At 64.8% G+C, this 20,335-nt stretch carries 14 protein-coding genes; 3 read left to right on the forward strand and 11 right to left on the reverse strand.

Annotated features, from left to right (window positions below):
- Nucleotides 1-208 precede the first annotated feature (208 nt).
- Nucleotides 209-1,519, forward strand: coding sequence for a hypothetical protein (locus KIH81_RS00980; protein WP_214303675.1), 1,311 nt, complete (start codon nucleotides 209-211; stop codon nucleotides 1,517-1,519).
- A 165-nt stretch (nucleotides 1,520-1,684) separates the two neighbouring features.
- Here the strand turns inward: KIH81_RS00980 and mfd are convergent, their stop codons facing one another.
- From mfd to KIH81_RS01000, 4 genes are all read right to left on the reverse strand, one after another.
- Nucleotides 1,685-5,365, reverse strand: a complete 3,681-nt coding sequence (gene mfd, locus KIH81_RS00985; RefSeq protein ID WP_236029037.1) for a transcription-repair coupling factor — start codon at nucleotides 5,363-5,365, stop codon at nucleotides 1,685-1,687.
- A complete protein-coding gene (pth, locus tag KIH81_RS00990) occupies nucleotides 5,355-5,954 on the reverse strand; it encodes an aminoacyl-tRNA hydrolase (RefSeq protein ID WP_214303676.1) in 600 nt (199 codons plus the stop codon). The genes mfd and pth overlap by 11 nt, the downstream gene beginning before the upstream one ends.
- 101 nt (nucleotides 5,955-6,055) lie before the next feature.
- Nucleotides 6,056-6,583, reverse strand: a complete 528-nt coding sequence (locus tag KIH81_RS00995) for a GNAT family N-acetyltransferase (protein ID WP_214303677.1) — start codon at nucleotides 6,581-6,583, stop codon at nucleotides 6,056-6,058.
- Nucleotides 6,584-6,879: 296 nt separating this feature from the next.
- Complete coding sequence (locus KIH81_RS01000) at nucleotides 6,880-10,170, reverse strand: UPF0182 family membrane protein (RefSeq protein ID WP_214303678.1); 3,291 nt, start codon at nucleotides 10,168-10,170, stop codon at nucleotides 6,880-6,882.
- A gap of 180 nt (nucleotides 10,171-10,350) precedes the next feature.
- Between KIH81_RS01000 and KIH81_RS01005 the strand changes: the two genes are divergently transcribed.
- Entirely contained in the window at nucleotides 10,351-11,580 is a 1,230-nt protein-coding gene (locus KIH81_RS01005; protein ID WP_338024716.1) for a glycoside hydrolase family 3 N-terminal domain-containing protein, read from the forward strand.
- A gap of 145 nt (nucleotides 11,581-11,725) precedes the next feature.
- Here the strand turns inward: KIH81_RS01005 and nadD are convergent, their stop codons facing one another.
- The 4 genes from nadD to glyA all read right to left on the reverse strand — a co-directional run bounded on the left by nadD (nucleotide 11,726) and on the right by glyA (nucleotide 15,883).
- Nucleotides 11,726-12,466: a nicotinate-nucleotide adenylyltransferase gene (gene nadD / locus KIH81_RS01010; RefSeq protein ID WP_214303680.1), complete on the reverse strand. Its 741-nt coding sequence runs from the start codon at nucleotides 12,464-12,466 to the stop codon at nucleotides 11,726-11,728.
- Nucleotides 12,463-13,038, reverse strand: coding sequence for a phosphoribosylglycinamide synthetase (locus KIH81_RS01015; protein WP_109057199.1), 576 nt, complete (start codon nucleotides 13,036-13,038; stop codon nucleotides 12,463-12,465). The genes nadD and KIH81_RS01015 overlap by 4 nt, the downstream gene beginning before the upstream one ends.
- Nucleotides 13,035-14,330 carry a glutamate-5-semialdehyde dehydrogenase gene (locus KIH81_RS01020; protein ID WP_214303681.1) on the reverse strand — a complete coding sequence of 432 codons (1,296 nt, stop codon included), beginning with the start codon at nucleotides 14,328-14,330 and terminating at the stop codon, nucleotides 13,035-13,037. The genes KIH81_RS01015 and KIH81_RS01020 overlap by 4 nt, the downstream gene beginning before the upstream one ends.
- Before the next feature lie 245 nt (nucleotides 14,331-14,575).
- Nucleotides 14,576-15,883: a serine hydroxymethyltransferase gene (gene glyA / locus KIH81_RS01025; protein WP_214303682.1), complete on the reverse strand. Its 1,308-nt coding sequence runs from the start codon at nucleotides 15,881-15,883 to the stop codon at nucleotides 14,576-14,578.
- A gap of 406 nt (nucleotides 15,884-16,289) precedes the next feature.
- Between glyA and thrC the strand changes: the two genes are divergently transcribed.
- Nucleotides 16,290-17,780, forward strand: coding sequence for a threonine synthase (thrC, locus tag KIH81_RS01030; protein WP_214303683.1), 1,491 nt, complete (start codon nucleotides 16,290-16,292; stop codon nucleotides 17,778-17,780).
- A 149-nt stretch (nucleotides 17,781-17,929) separates the two neighbouring features.
- Here thrC and KIH81_RS01035 read toward each other — a convergent pair whose 3' ends face one another.
- From KIH81_RS01035 to KIH81_RS01045, 3 genes are read right to left on the reverse strand one after another with little or no spacing between them, the layout of a single operon-like run.
- Complete coding sequence (locus tag KIH81_RS01035; RefSeq protein WP_214303684.1) at nucleotides 17,930-18,649, reverse strand: ABC-2 transporter permease; 720 nt, start codon at nucleotides 18,647-18,649, stop codon at nucleotides 17,930-17,932.
- Nucleotides 18,649-19,368 carry an ABC-2 transporter permease gene (locus KIH81_RS01040; RefSeq protein WP_214303685.1) on the reverse strand — a complete coding sequence of 240 codons (720 nt, stop codon included), beginning with the start codon at nucleotides 19,366-19,368 and terminating at the stop codon, nucleotides 18,649-18,651. The genes KIH81_RS01035 and KIH81_RS01040 overlap by 1 nt, the downstream gene beginning before the upstream one ends.
- Nucleotides 19,365-20,291 carry an ABC transporter ATP-binding protein gene (locus KIH81_RS01045; RefSeq protein WP_214303686.1) on the reverse strand — a complete coding sequence of 309 codons (927 nt, stop codon included), beginning with the start codon at nucleotides 20,289-20,291 and terminating at the stop codon, nucleotides 19,365-19,367. The genes KIH81_RS01040 and KIH81_RS01045 overlap by 4 nt, the downstream gene beginning before the upstream one ends.
- Nucleotides 20,292-20,335 lie beyond the last annotated feature (44 nt).

A 20,335-nucleotide genomic window follows, 5' to 3' on the forward strand; every position in this document is an offset into this window, starting at 1 on the left:
TATTGGTTTCATACCACGCATGCCTGGCACGAAACCGTTGGAAACAAGCCATTTTCTTGATTTTCGTGTTTTCGCCAGGTAATGGGGCCGCGGGATGAAAGACGCAAAACATGACAATCGCCGCTTCGTCCCACGGTTGAAGCCCGTGCACCCCCGTGCGGAACAAGGGCGTACGGTAGATGCCGTCAGGACAGCGAGGTGAGGATAGATGACGGGTAACGACGAAAGGCAAGTGGTCCACTGCCCGAATTGCGGCGCGGAGGTGACCGGCCGCGGTAAATTCTGCGCGAAATGCGGGCAGGCGCTACCGCCGGAGGTGTTGGCTGGCTCCGGTTTCGCCGCCGATTCGCATGCGCGGGCCACCTCGACCAGCACCGGCGCAACCGGTCAGGCGGGGTTGCCCACGCCCGGTTCCGGTGATTTCGCTCCGGGCGCCGTCCACTCCCCCATACCCGCGCCGACGGTGCCGCCCGTTCCGTTGCCGAATGCCGCGGATGACCGGAACACCAAGGACGCAAACGGCAAGGGCCCGAATCGGAAAGTGGTCGTCATCGGCGCGATTGTCGCCGCGATGATTGTGTTGGCGGCGATCGGCGGATTCGTGGCGTACCGCATGGCACATGATCGCGCCGTGGCGAGCTGCCAGGAGTCGGTGCTGCAGTTGAAGGACGCGCAGACGAAGCTGAGCAAGGCCATTGGCGAGGCCCAGCAGACGGTGGATGCGGCCGGCTCCGATTCGTCCGCCGCGTCGTCGCTTTCGGATGCGCTGGGCAAGGCGAAGGAGAAGGCGGACGCGAGCGTCATGTCATGCTCGACGGATCCGAAGACCGCGCAAGGCACCGCGGAAACGCTGATCAGGGAGATCACCGCGATCGAGAAGACACTGACCGGGGAGGACGCCGACCAGCAGAAGCAAACGTTGGCGGAGGCGAAGAACAAGCTCAAGAGCGCCATAGACGCGGCGACCTCGACGCTGAGTTCTTCAGATGGCAAGGTGGACGACCAGGCCGTGCGCGATGCGCTGTCCAAGGCGTTGGAAAGCGCGAACGGCATACTCGATTCCGGCAAGACCGCCAAGGAATTCAGTCAGGCCGCCTCCGCGCTCGACACTGCACGCACCGCCGTCGAGACCGCCGTGACCAAATGGAATTCTGAGGACGGCAGCCGCTGCTCCGCGTATGCGGCCGATCTCTATGCCGGAGATATGGGCGGGCACCCTATCCTGTCAGCCGATTGCACCGTGCAGACGGTAGCGGGTCCAACTCCGGATACCACCGTCTACACCATCGAAGCCGCATATGTTCCCGGGACATTCCACAAGAACGCCGATGGCACCGCAAGCTGGACCGGAAAGGATCCATCCGGGAGCACCGGTACTTGGACGTATTATCCAACAGGTTCTGCGGCACCAGTACCTTCAGATAGAGCTTCCTATTGGAGCGAACGTTTCAACTGGGAATCAGACCCGGTGCTGATCGGTCCGAATGACGAGGTTTATTCCGGACATCAATTCTCGTAGACCACCTCAATCCGTCTCCGCCGCCAGCTCGTCCTGCAATTAAGGATGAACTTCGACCGCGTTTTGTTGACTCGACTGGCATCTCGCACATTGCCGTGGAGCAAACAACTCTGATGTCTGTTCCACGGCAATGTCCTCAGAGGGGTGAGCACAGCATAGAGTGGACTACTTGCGCGGCTGGGGACGGTATGCCAGGTCGTCGAGGAGCTGGTTGGCCCACAGGACGATCTGATCGGAGCTCATCGGCCCCTGGCCGAGCGAACCGTTGAAAGGCGCCGGAACCAGCAGCTGGTGGGTGACCGGGCGGTACTGGGTGCCCTTGTAGATGCGGGCCATGCGCATCTGCACGGATTCGGGCGGGTCGATGCGGCCGATGCGCACGCGGTTGGACTGCGCCAGGATCTCGGAGACGCCGAGCTTGCGAGCCTTGAACTTCAGACGAGCCACGTCGAACAGGGTCTCGAACTCGACCGGCGGCTTGCCGTAACGGTCGGTAAGCTCCTCCTGGAGGTCCTTCAAATCGGCCTCGTTGCGGGCGGAGGCGAGCTTGCGATACGCCTCCAAACGCAGCTTGTCCGAATCGATGTACTCCACCGGGATGGACGCCTCGATGGGCAGATCCACGGACACGGCGATCGGCTCGACGTTCTCCTCGGGTTCCTTGTACTTCTCCACGGCCTCGGAGACCATGCGCACGTACAGGTCGAAGCCCACGCCCTCGATGTGGCCGGACTGTTCGTCACCGAGCAGGTTGCCGGTGCCGCGCAGCTCCAGGTCCTTCATGGCCACGTCGAAACCGGAACCGAGCGCGGTGTTCTGCGCGATGGTGGCGAGTCGGTCGTGCGACTGCTGGGTCATCGGCTTGGCCGGATCGTACAGGAAGTAGGCGTACGCGCGTTCACGGCCACGGCCCACGCGGCCGCGCAGCTGATGCAGCTGGGAGAGGCCGAAGCGGTCGGCGTGGTCCACGATCAGCGTGTTGGCGTTGGAGATATCGAGACCGGTCTCGATGATCGTGGTGCACACGAGCACGTCGATGTCACGATGCCAGAAGTCGCGGATGATCTGGTCGAGCTGCTTCTCCCCCATCTTGCCGTGGGCGATGCCCACCTTGGCCTCCGGGACAAGCGTGTGGATCTTGTCCGCCACATGCGAGATGTCCTGCACGCGGTTGTGCACGTAGAACACCTGGCCGCCGCGCAGCAGCTCACGGCGCACGGCCGCGGTGACCTGCGCGTCCTCGTAGGCCCCCACGTAGGTGAGCACCGGCAAACGGTCCTCCGGGGGCGTGGCCAGCGTGGACATCTCACGGATGCCGGTCACGGCCATTTCCAGCGTACGCGGGATAGGCGTGGCGGACAGCGAAAGCACGTCCACGTTGGTGCGCAGGGCCTTCAGGGTCTCCTTGTGCTCCACGCCGAAGCGCTGCTCCTCGTCGATGATCACGAGGCCCAGATCCTTGAATTTGATCTTGGGGTTCAGGAGCTTGTGCGTGCCGATGACCACGTCCACCGTGCCCTCTTCGAGCCCGGTGATGGTCTCGTTGATCTCCTTGGTGGTCTGGAAGCGGCTCATGGCGGCCACGTTCACCGGGAAGCCCTCGAAGCGCTCGGTGAACGTCTCGTAATGCTGTTGCACGAGCAGCGTGGTGGGTACGAGCACGGCCACCTGCTTGCCGTCCTGCACGGCCTTGAAGGCGGCGCGCACGGCGATTTCGGTCTTGCCGAAGCCCACGTCGCCGCAGATGAGGCGGTCCATAGGCACGGGCTTCTCCATGTCCGCCTTGACCTCGTCGATGGTGGTGAGCTGGTCAGCGGTCTCCTGGTAGGGGAAGGCGTCCTCCAGTTCCTTCTGCCACGGGGTGTCCGGGCTGAAGGCGAATCCGCGGGCGCGCTGGCGGGCGGAGTAGAGCTTGATGAGGTCGTCCGCGATCTCGTGGACGTGCTTGCGGGCCTTGGCCTTGGTGGCCGCCCAGTCGGAGCCGCCGAGCTTGTTGAGCTTCGGCGCTTCGGCGCCGATGTACTTGCTGACCTGGTCGAGCTGGTCGGTGGGGATGAACAGCTTGTCCGCGGGGGCGCCGCGCTTGGAGGGCGCGTATTCGATGACGAGGTATTCGCGGGTGGTGCGGTTCGCGCCGGTGCCGATGGTGCGCTGGCGCATCTCCACGAATCGGCCGATGCCGTGCTGTTCGTGGACCACGTAGTCGCCGGCCTTGAGCTCCATGAGGTCGATGGCCTTGCGGCGGCGTTTCGGCGTCTTGGCCACGGCCACGGCCGAGGTGCGGCCCGTAAGGTCGCGTTCGGTCAGGAGCGCGATCTTGGCGGCCTTGTCCACGAATCCGTCGATGGCGCGGGAGCGGATCGTGTCGAACGTGGCGATGCCGGTGGTGTTGATGGCGCGCTTGAGTCTGGCGAGTGTGCCGGCGGCGGCAGCGGTGATGGTCACGGCGAATCCGGCGTCGATGAGGCCTTCGATGCCGCGTGTGGCCTTGGCTTCGTCGCCGCGGAATTCGGCCGGGTTCTGCGCGTCGAGCTGCACATGGCCGGGCAGGGTGGCATCCACGCCGAAGCTGGTGAGACGGATCACGTCATGCTCGGAGTACTCGAGGGAGCTGATGGTCTCCTCGAAGTCCAGGAAGCTGGCCTCGTCGAAGCTGATGGGTGCGCCGGCACCATGGCCGGACGCGGCCACATGCCAGCTGGCGGCGAGGAACTCGTTGGCGGTCTTGGCCAGGTCCTCGGCGGAGCGGCGCAGTTTTTCGGGGTCGCTGAGCATGATGACGGCGTTCGCGGGCAGCATGGAGCTCACCGGCTCCAGATGGTCCACGAGCGCGGGCATCAGCGATTCCATGCCCTCCACCGGAATGGCGTTGGCGATGGATTCGAGCATGTCCTCGGCGTTGGGGATGGAGCCGATCAGGGCCTTGGCGCGTTTGCGCACGGCGTCCGTGAGCTGCAGTTCACGGCAGGCGGTGGCCCAGATGGTCTTCATGCCGCCGCCATAGGTGCGCTGGTCGGAGGCGTGGAATTCCTTGATGGTGTCGATCTCGTCGCCGAAGAACTCGATGCGCACCGGGTGCGGCGCGGTGGGCGGGAACACGTCGAGGATGCCGCCGCGTACGGCGAATTCGCCGCGATCCATCACGAGGTCCACGCGCGTGTAGGCGTTCTCGATGAGGCGCTTGGCGGCCTCGTCGAGTGCCAGTTCCTCCCCCGTCGTGAAGACGAGCGGTTCCACGTCGCCCAGACCCTTGACCACGGGCTGGATGAGCGAGCGCACGGGCATCACAAGGATGCGGATCGGGCCGAACATCGGGTCGGTGGCGCTGGGGTGCTTGAGTCGGCGGAATACGGCCATGCGGCTGGCCACGGTGTCCGCGCGGGGGCTCAGGCGCTCGTGCGGCAACGTCTCCCAGGCCTCAAGCTGGGCGATGTCGTTCGGGTCGCCGTCGTACCAGGAACGCAGTGCTCCCACGGTCTCCTCGGCCTCGCGTCCGGAGGCCACGACCAGCACCACAGGCTTGCCGGTGGCGTTGTGGTCGTTGCCGTCGGCGTGATCGTGACCGTCGATGCCCTGGGCGATGGCAGCGGCAAGCGCCGGACGCAGGCCTTCGGGGATGCCGACCGTGATGGACGGGTCGGCGGCGGCCTCCTCGCCGGGCTGCACGTCGCCGGACGCCACCCTGCGGAAGGCGGGGTCGCGCGGCAAATCATGCAGGATGCCGGTGAGCGAACCGTTGATGGGTTCGCCGTTCAGCGCCGCGGACGCAACAGCGGAGGGCTCGGCCGCACGGGAGGCGTCGGCACCGGCGGATGCGGTGGAAGCGGATGCGGCGTCAGCGGCCATTGAACATCTCCTGGGTCTTGGCCAGGCCCTTGAAGATGATGTCTTCGGCGGCGTCGGCGCCGTCGGCGAGGAATTCGGGCAGCTGCTTGCGCTGGTCGGGGCCGAAGCCGCCGAGGACCCAGTTCACGGTGTTGTCGTGCGCGTTGGGGCCGCGCTTGGCATGGCCCACGCCCATGCGCACGCGCGCGTACTTCGGCGTGCCGAGGGAGCGGTCGATGGATTTGATGCCGTTGTGGCCGCCCGCGGAGCCGCCGGCCTTGACCTTGATGCGGCCGAACTCCAAGTCCATGTCGTCGTGGATCACCACGATGTGGTCCGGCTCGATCTGGTAGTAGGCGGAGATGGAGGCCACGGCGTTGCCGGAATCGTTCATGTAGGTCAGCGGCTTGGCCAGGAAGAACTTGACCGTGCGGCTCTCGAGGTTCATGGCGCCCTTGCCGAGCATGGCCAGGCCCTTGTGGTCGGCGAAGTTCACCGACCAGCGTTCGGCCAGCAGGTCGGCGGTCATGAAGCCCATGTTGTGCCGGGTGTCCTCATACTTCTTGCCGGGGTTGCCCAGGCCCACGATCAGCCAGAAATCCGATGCCATATCCGCTCCTTTACTCGGTCAAACCGTACAGATTGTACTCAACGCCGCCGTCAAGGCCGACCGTGGGCCGGACCCGGGGCATGACGTGTGCGGACGTGGGGTCACAGGTCCAGGTACCAGTAGGACATGTCGCGCATGGTGCCGGTGGAGTCGGTGGCGGCGGCGGGCATGAGGCCGAAGCGTGTGAAGCCGAAGCGGCGCATGAGGGCGATGGAGCCGGCGTTGTCCGCGAAGATGATGCCGCAGGCCTTGCGCATGTGGCGGACGCGCGCTTCGTCGAGGAGCTTGGACAGCAGGAACGTGCCGACGCCTCTGCCCTGCCATGCGGGGGCGATGTAGTAGGCCAGATCGGTGACGCCGTCGTAGCCCGCTCGGTCGTAGAAGACGGAGAGCGCACCGAAGCCGACGACCTGCGAGGTGGCGTTGTCCGCCTCGCCGACCGTCTCGCCGTCGGATTCTACCACGAAGACGCCGTACGGGGGCTTGTGCGATTCGACCCATGCACGGCGTTGGTCGAGGGTGCGTGGCGTGAGGTCGGCGGTGGAGCCGCCGGCGATAACGGAGGCGTTGTAGATGTCGGTGATGTTCTGGATGTCCCGCGGTTCGGCGGGGCGGAAGGTGTATGGCATGGGGATTCCTTTTGCTGCGATGTTCCGAACCAGATGACACGAAATCTCGTGGAACTACCCCTCAGTCGGCTTCGCCGCCAGCTCGTCCTGCAATTATGGACGAACTTCGTTCGCATTCTGTTGGCTCGACTGTCGTCTCGCACATTGCCTACAAACGGCTCTGCCGTTTGCTTCACGGCAATGTCCTGACAAGGGGAGCCAAGAAAAAGGGTATGCCCGTTCTGGTCCAGGGAAGCTTTCAATATGCGTGTGGCCCGTCCTCGCGCCTGAGGACGGGCCACACGGCCGGTTTGGGACTACTTGTCGAGTTCGAGGGCCTTGTTGAGGGCGTCCTCGAGCTCCTGCTGGGCCTTGCCGTAGGCGGTCCAGTCGCCGTTCTTCATGGCGGTCTGGCTGTCCCTCATGGCCTGGGCGGCATCTTCGAGGGCCTGCTGGAGTTCAGGGCTGGCCGTCGTGCCGGAGGTGCCGGACGAATTGCCGGAGTCTCCGTTGGACTGGTCGGACTTACCTTGGTCGCCGGACTGGTCGGACGAATCGGACTTATCCGACTTGTCGCCGTCGGACGAGCCGGAACCGGACTGACTGGACGAATCCGAGCCGCCCGCGTTCTGTGCGTCGCCCGCGGCCGCGCCGGAATCGCCGCCGAACACCTGGTCCAGCGCCTCGTCGAGCGTGTCCGCGAAGCCCACCTGGTCGCCGAAGGCCACCAGCGTCTTCTTGAGCAGCGGGAAGGACGTGGCACCCGAGGACTTGACGTACACGGGCTGCACGTAGACCAGGCCGCCGCCGAGCGGCAGGGTCAGGAGGTTGCCTCGCACCACCTGCGTGTCGCCGGACTGCAGGAGGTTGAGCTCCTTGGACACGTCCGCGTTGGCGTTGAAGTTGTTCTGCGCCTGTCCGGGGCCGGGTACATTGGAGTCCTTGGGCAGCTCCTGCAATCGGATGGTGCCGTAGTTCGGACCGATCTTGCCCTTCTCGCTGCCCGCGTCCGAATCGACCGAGAGGAAGCCGGTGAGGATCTCACGGGTGGACTGGCCGGCCGGGATGTACGTGGAGGTCAGCGAGAAGATGGGCTCCTCAGTGCCGCCGGTCTGCAGGGTCAGGTAGTAGGGCGGCTGCAGGATGTCCTGGTCCTGCTGGGCCTGCGATTCGGTGGGGTCCACGGGCGTCTGCCAGAAGTCCTCGCCGGAGTAGTACTGGTTGGCGGAGGTGACGTGGTACTTGGACAGCAGGTTGCGCTGCACCTTGAACAGGCCCTCCGGGTAGCGCAGATGGCTCATGAGGTCGCCGGAAATCTCGCTCAGCTGGTGGTACTGGCCGGGGAAGATCTGCTCCCATGCCTTGATCACCGGGTCGGAGGTGTCCCACACGTACAGGTCCACGGAACCGTCGTAGGCGTCAACGGTGGCCTTGACCGAGTTGCGGATGTAGTTGGCCTGCTGCGACCCCAGGGAGGAGACCGTGTCCGAGGAGACGGTGGTGGAGTCCTGGGTGGAGGTGCCGAGGTTGGTCATCTGCGAGTACGGATAGGCGTCGGAGGTGGTGTAGCCATCCACGATCCACTTGACGCGGCCGTCCACCACCGCCGGGTAGACGCGGCCGTCGAGCGTGAGGTACGGGGCGACCTTGGCCACGCGCTCCTTCGGGGAGCGGTCGTAGAGGATCTGCGAGGCGCTGGTCACGCGGTCGGAGAAGAGGATCTGGTCCGAGCCGAAGCGGATCGCATAGAGGATGCGGGCGAACAGGTTGCCCACGGACGGGCCGCCGTCACCCTTGAAGGTGGTCAGGGCGCCTTCGGAACCGGTCGGATAATCGAACTCCCAGGCCTGCGTGCCCTCGGGCGCGCCGACGATGGAGTACTCGGTGGTGTTCGGGGAGAAGTAGATGCGCGGCTCGTACTTCTCGGATTCGGTGAGCTTGCCCTGGGTGGGGATGCCGGACTCGAAGAACTCCGGCTGGCCGTCCGCGGTCACCTTGTTGCCGTAGGCGGCCACGATGCCGTAGCCGTGCGTGTAGACGGTGTGGTCGTTGACCCAGTTGCGGTTGTCGTTGCCGTCGAGGTCCAGCTCGCGTGCGGCGATCACGGTGTCCTGGGAGACGCCGTCGATCTCGTACTTGTCCACGGCGAGCGTGTCCGCGAAGGTGTAGTACTGCTTGGACTGCTGGAGCTGCTTGAACGTGGGGCTGACCACCTGCGGGTCGAGCAGGCGGATCTGCGCGGTGGTGTCCGCCTCCTTGGCCAGGGCACCCTGCTCGCCCTTGTTGGTCACCTCGTACTGCTCGGTCTTGAGCTTGTCGAGACCGTACGCGGCGCGGGTGGCGTCGATGTTGCGCTGGATGTAGGTGGATTCCATCTCCTGCGCGTTCGGGTTCACACGGAATCGCTGGAGCAGCACCGGCCAGGCCACGGTGAGCACCATGCCCACCACCACGGTGGCGGCGATGGCCACCACCGGCACGCGCCAGGCCTTGAGGGCGGCGGAGGCGCGCACGCCGAGCGTCGCCTGACCTTCGAGCGCATGCGAGCGCATGAGCCACACGCCCAGCACCACGCCGAGGATGGCGGTCAGGGCGGCCATGATGAAGGTGACCGGGATGTTGGCATGCACGGCGGTGTAGGAGGCGCCGGTGATGCGAGAGCCCTGCACGGTGAGCTGGTCGAACACGCCGATGACCTGGCGCACCGCCCAGGCGAACATGTTGAGGATCAGCCAGATGCCGAGCTGGCGGCGGCAGCGCTTGGTGATGGAGAACAGGCCGCGGCCGTTGACCGGCATGGTGATGCGGATGCCGCCCATGAGCACGTGCGTGATCAGCGAGAAGACGAGTCCCACGCCCAGCAGCATGGACGCGGCGGCGAGCACGAGCTTCAGGCCCGGAAGCACGAACACGTAGAAACCGTTGTCGAGGCCGAACTGCGGGTCGGTGGTGCCGAAGCTCTGCGCGTTGAACATGAGCAGGATCTCGCTCCAGTTGGCGTTGAACTGCGCGCCGAACACCACGCCCACGATGAGCGAGACGCCGGCGGCCACGCGCCGCGCGGTCTTGGAGCTGAAGGATTTGGCCACTTCGATGACGTCGCCGTTGATGCGGATGGTGGAGCCGTCCGCCGCGTCGGGGCGGGCGCGGATCGCCAGCCATGCGGACACGAAGCCGGTCAGCGCCATGAGCAGCGCGTACGCCACCCACAGGCCCACCTTGACGCCGAGCTGGGTCCAGACCACGGATTGGAAGCCGAGCTGGCCGTACCACATGAGGTCGGTGATGAAGCGGGACAGGGCGAAGAACAGGCTCACGACGATGACGAGCGCCAGCACCACGCCGAGCATGATCTTGGTGCCGCGCGTGCTCTGGGCGTTGCGCGGTCGGCCATTGGACGGGCGGTTGGTCAGGCGCGGGTTCGAGGGCCCGTGCGGCGGACGGCCGGAGCCGAACGAGCCGGAAGCATTGGCGTCGCCGCCGTTTGCGGGGCCGTCCCCATCGGCCTCGACGTCGAGAATGATCGGATCGTCATCGCCGGACTTGCCGCGGTGGCCGTCGCCGCCACCGTTGCCGAACAGTATTGAGAAAGGATCGTTGAAAGACATGTTCCCAGCCTACCGGCAGGCAAGGAAGGGTGATTATGCCGCCAGCGCACAGGTGATTCGCAGGAAACACAACATCGGAACACACCCTGTCATAGGCTTGGAGGCATGAGAAGAGAACGTCCGCAACATCTGCATGCCTCCCACGCCGCATCCAAGGCCTCCCATATCGGTACGGTGGTCGTGGCCGTGATCTGCGTGCTGGTCCTGGCCCTGGCCGGCACGGTGGCCTACGGGTGGCATACCGGCGCGTTCGATTTCCTGCGGGGCTCCGGCACCGCCGGCGGCGGCAATACCACGCAGCAGTCCGCCGCGGGAACCTCGAAGCAGTCGCAGACACTCAATCGCAAGGACTCCCCCAAACCCGACGATTCGGCCGCCGCACGGGCCCGGAAACTGGTCTCCTCGATGTCGCTCGGCGAGCGCGTGGGACAGCTGGTGATGGTGCCGCTGTTCGCCGGCACCAACCCGTCCTCGCTGGCCTCGACCATCCAGAACGACCACGCCGGTTCGGTGCTCATCATCGGCAACTGGACCAGTGGCACCACGGGCGTCAAGGCTGCGGTCGATCAGTTGCAGGGATATGCCCCGGAAGGCAACGGGCTCATCATCGCCACCGATCAGGAGGGCGGGCAGGTGCAGCATCTGACCGGCTCCGGGTTCGATACGATGCCGTCGGCCGTCGAACAGGGCGCGATGACGACCGACCAACTGCGCACCTCCGCGAAGGTGTGGGGTTCGCAACTGGCATCCGCCGGCGTGAACGTCGATCTTGCACCGGTGCTGGGCACGGTAACGGTTGATCGCGCCTCGAACGCCCCGATCGGCGCGCTGAACCGTGATTTCGGCCTGGACGCCGCCGGCAACGCCGCCCATGGCGTGGCGTTCATCCAGGGCATGAAGGACGCCTCCGTGCAGACGTCGGTCAAGCATTATCCCGGTCTGGGCGCGGTGACCGGCAACACCGATTTCACCTCGCAGGGCATCCTCGACACCACCACCGCGTTGGGCGGCGACGAGATCGGCGCGTTCGACACGGCCATCAAGCAGGCCGACCCGGCGATGGTGATGATGTCGCTGGCCACGTATCAGGCCATCGATCCGAACAATCCCGCGGTGTTCTCGTCCGCGCTCATCACCGACCATCTGCGCGGCGAACTGGGCTATGACGGCGTGGTGACCTCCGATTCGCTGTCCGCCGAGGCGCTGAGCGGCTACGATGCCACGCAGCTGGGCGTGAAGATGGTTGAGGCGGGCGCGGACCTGGCCTGCATCGGTCAGGTGGAGTATGTGGAGCCGATTCTGCAAGGCCTCAACACGCAGGCCTCCGCCGATGAGGCGTTCGCCAAGAAGGTCACGGAATCCGCGGTGCGCGTGATGACGTTGAAGATCGAAATGGGATTGGTGAAGTAGCGGCAGTAGCGGCGAAAGGATCGGAACGCGACAGGCTCATGCTTTCTCGCAAGCCCTAAAAATTCGTAATACGTTGCGTGGAGGCCGGTGAGGGGAGCGCACAGCCCCTCACCGGCCTCCGCGCAACTTATTCCGTTTGACTCCGCTACTCCCCCTGCGCGTACAGGCCGTGCTTGCCGATGTACTGCACCACGCCGTCGGGCACCAGATACCAGACGGGCTCGTTGTGTTCGGCGCGGCGGCGCACGTCGGTCGAGGAGATGGCCAGGGCCGGGATCTCCAGCGTGTCCACCTTGCCTTCGGGCAGCTTTACGCCGGTCGGGCTGGAGTATCCGGGCCGGGTCACTGCCACGAAGTGCGCCAGATCCCACATCTTCTCGGCGTCCTTCCACTGCATGATCTCAGCCACGGCGTCCGCACCGGTGATGAAGAACAGCTCCGCGTCCGGGTGCTGGGCGCGGATGTCGCGCAGCGTGTCGATGGTGTAGGTGACGCCCGGACGGTCGATATCCACGCGGGAGACCGTGAACTTGGGATTGGAGGCCGTGGCGATCACGGTCATGAGGTACCGGTCCTCGGCGTTGGTCACATGCTTGTCCAACTTGAACACCGGCCGGCCGGTGGGCACGAAGATGACCTCGTCCAGGTCGTAGACCCACGCCACCTCCGAGGCGGCGACCAGGTGGCCGTTGTGGATCGGGTCGAAGGTGCCGCCCATGATGCCGATGCGCAGTCGCGTATGCCAGTTGCCGCGCGCCGAAAGCCGTCCGCGGCCGTGACCGGAGTGCCCGTCCTGACCGGACAGATCGGACATGCGGCGCATGGGTTCCGCCGCACCCGCCGCCTGTTGCAGGGCCGCGAGTTCGGTAGGTTCGGCGGCGCTCATGCCTGGCCGCCTTCGTCCGCCACCTGCGTCTCCTGCTCGATCTCGTCGGCGGTGGGGTCGGCCTCCTGCGGGTCGATCTTGCCCATGTCCTCATCCCATTCGTCCTGCACCACGCGGCGGATCTCGGCGAAGGTGGGCAGCGGGAATCCGGGCTGGTAGAGTCGACGCACCTCGGCCACGCGCTCGGTGATGCGGATGAGCGTGTCCGTCATACCGTCGATGTCGCCGTCACGCTCCATTTGGGAGAACTTGCCGATGTAGCCTTCCATGAGTTCCATGTGCTCGCGCACGGTGTGCAGCCGGGCCTCGTCCAGATCCACCACGTCGGGCGAATCGGTTTCGGGCCAGCCGATGAGCACGGCGTCCGCGTATTCCAACGAGGCGCGCTGGGCGGCGGAGGCGATGCCGTCCTCGATCTGCACGAGGAAGACATAGCGTACGATGCTCAGGCGCTCGGCCGCGATCTTGAGCCCGAGTTTGGGATCGTTCAGGTCGATGTCGTTGCGCAGGTCGGTCACCTGGCCGCCCTCCTTGGTCGTGCCGTTGACGACGTTGCCGTTGTTCTCGCTCATACGCGCACCTGTCCTGTTCCGTATCCGATCCACTTGGTGGTGGTCATTTCACGCAGTCCCATGGGTCCGCGCGCGTGCATCTTCTGGGTGGAGATGCCGAGTTCGGCGCCGAAGCCGAACACGCCGCCGTCCGTGAAGCGTGTGGAGGCGTTGACCATGACCACTGCCGAGTCTATACGCTTGGTGAACGTTTCGATGGCTTCGTAATCCTCGGCGATGATGGATTCGGTATGGCCGGTGGAGTGCTCGTTGATGTGCGCGATGGCCTCGTCCAGATCATCGACCACCTTGACGCCCATCTTGAGGGCCAGGTATTCGGTGTCCCAGTCCTCCTCGGTGGCGTGGTTGAGCGTCAGCCCCTCGATCGCGGCGCCCTGGATGATGTCGTAGGAGATGGCGTCCGCCTGCAGCACCACGTCCGCCTGGCCCAGGGCCGTGGCGATGGCGGGCAGGAAGTCGGCGGCGACATCCTTGTGGACCAGCAGCTTTTCGGCGGCGTTGCACACGCCCACGCGCTGGGTCTTGGCGTTGAGGATGATCGGGATGGCCTTGTCGAGGTCGCCGGAACGGTCCACGTAGATGTGCACGTTGCCGGCTCCGGTTTCGATGACCGGCACCTTGGAGTTGCGCACCACGGCCTGGATGAGTCCCGCGCCGCCTCGCGGCACGAGCACGTCGATGTGGCCGCGCGCTTCCATCATGGCAGTGGCGCCGGCGCGTCCGAACTGATCCACGGACTGCACGAGGGCCGGGTCGAAACCATGAATCTCAAGCACGGGAGCGATCACGGACAGCGTGGCGGCGTTGGTGCGTTCGGCGGCGTGGCCTCCCCGAAGCAGCGCGGCGTTGCCGGATTTGAGGCACAGGCTGGCCACGTCCACGGTGACGTTCGGGCGGGCCTCGTAGATCATGCCGATCACGCCCATCGGCACGCGCGTCTGCGTCAGGCGCAGGCCGTTGGGCAGGTTGTATCCGCGCACGATCTCCCCTACCGGGTCGGGCAGGGTGGCCACGTGACGCACGCCGTTGGCTGCGGCGGCCACGCGCGGGATGTCGAAGAGCAGACGGTCGAGTTTGCCCGCGTCCATGCCGTTTTCCTTGGATTCGAGCATGTCGAGGGCGTTGGCGGCTTCGATCTCGCCGGCGTGCGCGTCCAGTGCGTCCGCGATGGCGAGCAGCAGCTCGTTCTTGGATTCGGTGTTTGCCCTGGCGAGGCGCTCCTGTGCGCGGGCGGCCCGATCGGCCTGGCCGCACACCGCGCTGAACACCTCGGGACTCAATGCTTCGCTCATAGAAGACAAGGGTAACGCACAATGCGGCATGTCGCTTGTTTCGGGCCAGATATGCGCTTGGCTCCCTCTGACGAGGGAGTTGGCAGCGAAGCTGGCTGAGGGAGAGAAGCCGAGGCGATGCCATCGCCGTGGAATCGTATCGGCTGTAAGCCGATGCCTTTCCCAAACGGCTGACGCCGTACTTCTCTCCCTCAGTCTTGCTTCGCAAGCCAGCTCCCTCGTCGGAGGGAGCCAAGGTGGTTAGATCAGTGAATCTGGTCGAGGCCCGGGTAGAGCGGGAAGTCCTCGACGAGCTTGTCCACGCGGGCCTTGAGGGCCTCCACGTCGGCGGACGGGCCGGCGGCGAGCGCGGTGCCGATGATGTCGGCGACCTCCTCGTATTCCTTCGGTCCGAAGCCGCGGGTGGCCAGGGCGGAGGTGCCGATGCGCAGGCCGGAGGCCACGGAGGCCGGGCGCGGGTCGAACGGCACGGTGTTGCGGTTGATGGTGATGCCGCAGGCGGCGAGCAGATCCTCGCCCTGCTTGCCGTCCATCTCGGAGTTGCGCAGATCCACCATGACCAGGTGCACGTCGGTGCCGCCGGTCAGCACGGAGATGCCGTTGGCCTTGACGTCGTCCGCCATGAGGCGGTCGGCCAGGATCTTGGCGCCGTCGAGGGTGCGCTGCATACGGTCCTTGAACTCCGGGGTGCCGGCCACCTTGAAGCTGACGGCCTTGCCGGCCACCACGTGCATGAGCGGGCCGCCCTGCTGGCCGGGGAACACGGAGGAGTTGAGCTTCTTGGCGTACTCCTCCTTGGCCAGGATGAAGCCGGAACGCGGGCCGCCGAGCGTCTTGTGTGCCGTGGAGGAGACCACGTCGGCGTACGGCACCGGGCTCGGGTGCAGGCCGGCGGCCACAAGGCCGGCGAAGTGGGCCATGTCGACCCAGAACTTGGCGCCCACCTCGTCGGCGATCTCCTTGATGGCCTTGAAGTCCTCGATGCGCGGGTAGGCGGACCAGCCGCCGATGATCATGGCCGGGTGCACCTCGAGGGCGCGCTGGCGGATGATCTCCGGGTCGATGCGGAAGGTCTCGGGGTTCACGCCGTAGGCTTCGGCGTGGTAGAACTTGCCGGAGAAGTTGATCTTCATGCCGTGGGTCAGGTGGCCGCCGTGGTCGAGGGCCAGGCCGAGCACGGTGTCGCCGGGCTTGACGAGCGCCTGGTAGACGGCGGCGTTGGCCTGGGCGCCGGAGTGCGGCTGGACGTTGGCGTATTCGGCGCCGAACAGCTTCTTGGCGCGCTCGCGGGCGATGGTCTCGATCTGGTCCACGAACTCGCAGCCGCCGTAGTAGCGGCGTCCCGGATAGCCCTCGGCGTACTTGTTGGTGAGCACGGAACCCTGGCACTGCAGCACGGCGCGCGGTACGAAGTTCTCGGAGGCGATCATCTCCAGGCCGCCCTGCTGGCGGTGCAGCTCGGAGTCGAGCAGCTGGGCGATCTCGGGATCGGTCTCGCTGATGGGCGCGTTGAAGGCGTCGGTTGCGGTCTGTGCGAGGGGTGAAGCGGTCATGGGTGCTCCTTAGTGGTGTGGATAACGACTGGTTTGCCGTTCGGGGGCTACTGTACGTTCCGTTTGTGGCCGTTCTGTTTCCGCACGACGATTCCGCCGGTGTTTCACAGGTCGTTTCACGACCGGTGCGCACATCGTGCGTCATCGTCGGCCTTGCGTCCGGCAGACCCGCACGCCGCCCGTATACCGGCCATCATGGCCCGGATCGCACATGACGGGAAGGTAAAGTCCCATATCTCGGACATCGCGACGCGCCGTCTCACCATACGGACGCACAGCTCCCTCGCGTCACACATCCGGCGTCTTTCCTCCATCATGCGGGAGGCCCCGCTCCCCTGACCGAGGCCCACGGTAGACTTAAGAGGATTCAATCATCCCTTAAGGCTTCAAGGATTAAGGATTCACCGTGGCTACCACCTTCCATTCCACCCGCAGCACCACCGACTCGCTGACCGCCAAGCAGGCCATCCGCAAGGGCATCGCCGACGACGGCGGCCTGTTCGTCTCGGATGACCTGGGCAAGACCAAGGTGGACATCGCCTCCCTGCCCGGCAAGACGTATCAGGAAATCGCCGCGGAGGTGCTCGGCGTGCTGCTGCCGGACTTCACGGCCGAGGAGCTGGGCCAGTGCATCGTGGACGCCTACGGCGACCAGTGGTCGGACGAGCGCATCACGCCGCTCAAGCCCCTGGGCGACGACTACATCCTCGAACTGTTCAACGGCCCGACCTCCGCGTTCAAGGACGTGGCCCTGCAGATCCTGCCGCGTTTCATGGCGCACACCACGCCGGCCGACGGCGACCCGGACGAGAAGATCATGATCCTCACCGCCACCTCCGGCGACACGGGCAAGGCCGCACTGGCCGGCTTCGCGGACGCTCCGGGCACCGCCATCACCGTCTTCTATCCGGAAGGCAAGGTAAGCCAGGTCCAGGAACTGCAGATGACCACGCAGACCGGCGCGAACGTGAACGTGGCGGCCGTGCAGGGCAACTTCGACGACGCACAGTCCGCGGTCAAGCGCATCTTCGGCGACCGTGTGCTGGCGGACAAGCTCGCCGCCGAATCGCATGTGGTGCTTTCCTCCGCCAACTCCATCAACGTGGGCCGTCTGGTGCCGCAGGTGGTCTACTACTTCTCCGCGTACGCGCAGCTGCTCGCCGACCAGGTGATCAACGTGGGCGACGAGGTGGAGTTCGTGGTGCCCACCGGCAACTTCGGCGACATCCTGGCCGGCTACTACGCCAAGCTGCTGGGCCTGCCGGTCAAGCACCTCGTGGTGGCCTCCGACAAGAACAACGTACTGTTCGACTTCCTGACCACCGGCACATACAACCGCCAGCGCCCGTTCTTCCAGACCATCTCCCCCTCGATGGACATCCTCATCTCCTCGAACCTGGAGCGCATGCTCTACTACTTCTCCGAGGGCGACACCCGTCTGATCTCCATGCTCATGAACGACCTCAACAAGTGGGGCGCTTATGAGGTGCCGGAGCCGCTGCTGGCCCAGATCCGCCAGATCTTCGGCACCGGCTGGGCCGACGAGGATCAGGTGCGCGAGGCCATCAAGCACTGCTGGGACGAGAACCATTACGTCATCGACCCGCACACCGCCTGCGGCTACTACCTGTTGGAGCAGATGCCGCGCGACCCGCTGACCCCGCGCGTGCTGCTGTCCACCGCGAGCCCGTACAAGTTCCCTCGCGTGGTGAACGAGGCGCTGGGCTTCGACGCCACCGGCACCGACTTCGAATGCATGGACGTGCTCTCCCGCGAAACCGGCACCACCGCCCCCGCCGCGCTGCGCGGTCTGGAGCATGCCGAGGTGCGTTTCAATACGGTCGTGCCGATCGACGGCATGGAGCGTTTCGTGGCCAACGCCGCCGAAGCGCTGTAAACGGCACGAAACGCAAGTTCCGAACGTCGTCGACTTGCGTTTCGTGCCATATCGAGACACCGAAACGGGGCGAAACGCAACATCGCATCGTCGCTAACTTGCGTTTCGCCCCGTTTCCGTTGGGCAAAGGGTCCCGCGGCCCGTGAGGCCTACAGTTCCTTGGCGCTCCAGATGCGCAGGGAGATGCGGTAGGACGCCGTGATGGCCAGAATGGCTACGGCGGTGATCACGACCCATCCGACCGGCGGCACCGTGATAGCCGTGGACAGCACCTGCAGGCGCAGGCCGTCAGGCAGAAGCAGCATGATGATCTGCGCGGCGAAGAACACGGTGATGGCACCGACGAACAGCCTCGAATAGGCCTTGACGAAATCGCCGCAGGAGTAGAACACCGGAATCACTATGGCGGCCAACACCACGAAAGTAGCCATGGCAAGCGGCACGACCGTGGCGAGCGCGCTCAGACCGATACCGAACCACAGTCTGGACAGTGCGATTTCGATGCTGAGTTCCGTAAAGCAGATTACGAACAGCACGCCCGCGGAGCAGTAACGCATATTGACCTGCGTACGGCGGGACACCGGCATCACACCGATCATCCGGGTCGAGGCCAACTGATTGTCACTGTTGAATTGGAACAATACGGCGACGGACGCGACCCAGTACATAACGGTCAGATATGCCATAACCGTGAGCGGTAGGCCTGATTCATCCGGCCCCGATTGCCAGGTGAACGCGGTGAATACCAGCGGGGCCAGGAATGCGATGACGTTCGTCACCGTGGAATTGCCGGTGAGGGCGGCGAAATCCATACGCATGGCGACACGCTCGGCATGCACGTGAATGTTGTCATCCGCTATGAATGCCATCAGAACTCCTTAGCGAGATAGATGTGCAACGACACGGCGAGCGAGGCGGCCACGGCGACCGCCGCCAAAACCACTCCACCCAAAGCCGGCCAGATCACGTCTGCGCCCGACATAGCCTCGGCAGACGACACCACCCATGAGATCAGGGCGTCAATCGAAGCCGGAGCCAGTTTGGCGAGCAGTGCGAATGCAGCGGCCACCACCGCACCGAACCCTATGCAGATGAGCATCATCGTCAGCAACGCCTTCTGATAGGTGAACCGGTAGCACAATGGGAGCATCACCGCTTCCAGCAATGCATACGCCACGACCGCAATCAGCACGGACACCACCAACTCGGGCAGCAGCAGCGTTCCCGATTCGAACCACATGCCGGCTCCAGCGCAGAGCGCGACCTCCAACGCCAATATCAGCATGCACACGGCCATCACAAGATACCGGCCGATCACCTGATGGACACGACGAACCGGAATCACGCCGTTCATCCAATTGTTCCGTCCCTGCTGTTCAAAGGTGAACGTGTTGAGCGGCAACAAGGCGAGCATCGCGGAAACGCCGCCGACAGCGGCTCCGGGCATATAGCTGACACCGCCCGAGATGCTCCCGAGCAGTATCATTGCAGCGGGAAACCCTATGAGCAGGACCACTATCGAGAACATGCCCTGTGAAGCAACTCGCCGCACATCCAATACGAACGCGCGCAGTACCCCGGTCATCATGCCACCTCCATGGCGCGCGCGGCGTCGTCCGTATTGGTCAGTCGGATGATGTCGTCGATGGAGGCGGGTTCGGCGGTGAGCGGTGCCGCCCTGCGTCTCCCCTCCTCCGTCTTGAGACCCCCGATTTTGCCGAGATCCTCGGTACGCACGAGTGCATCGAAGCCGGTTTCGTAGCGGTGGATGCCGACCGCTACGCCTTTGACGTCGGGCGCCAGGTCGTCCGGCCCGCCCTTGATCAAACGGAAGGATTCCTCGAATTCGTCCTTGGGACCGGTGAAGTAGAGCTTGCCGCGCGTGATGTAGGTGATGAAGTCGGCGGCGCGTTCGAGGTCGGCGGTGATGTGCGTGGAGAAGAGCACGCTACGCCCGCCGTCCGCGATGTAGTTCTGGAGGATGTCCATGAGTTCGTCGCGGGCGAGCACGTCGAGACCACTGGTGGGTTCGTCCAGCACCAGCAGTTTGGCGTCGTGGCTCAGGGCCACGGCGAGCATGAGCTTCATCTGCATGCCGCGGGAGAGTTCCTTCACCCGCTTCTTGCGGTCCAGGCCGAAACGCTTGAGGTAATTGTCGAAAGTCGCATGGTTCCATGCGAGATACATCGGCGCCATGGTCTGTTCGACCTTGTTCACCGTCCACGTCTCGATGAAGTAGCTGGAGTCGAAGACCACGCCGAGGTTTTCCTTGACGGTTTCCTCGTCGGCGAGGTTGTCGAGGCCGAACACGTGGATTTCGCCGGCGTCTCGGTGGATCATGTTGAGGATGAGTTTGATGAGCGTGGATTTGCCGGCGCCGTTCGGGCCGATGAGGCCCATGATGTAGCCGGCCGGCAGGTCGAAGGTGATGTCGTCCAGCGTGAAGCCGGAATCGTAATGCTTGGTTGCGCCGGTGATGGACAGCGCCATCGGCGATTGGTCAATGGTCATAGCAATGCCTTGCCTTTCATCGGATGATAAGCAATGCCAAATGC

It is taken from the genome of Bifidobacterium miconisargentati, from assembly GCF_019331675.1.
Classification (GTDB): domain Bacteria; phylum Actinomycetota; class Actinomycetes; order Actinomycetales; family Bifidobacteriaceae; genus Bifidobacterium; species Bifidobacterium miconisargentati.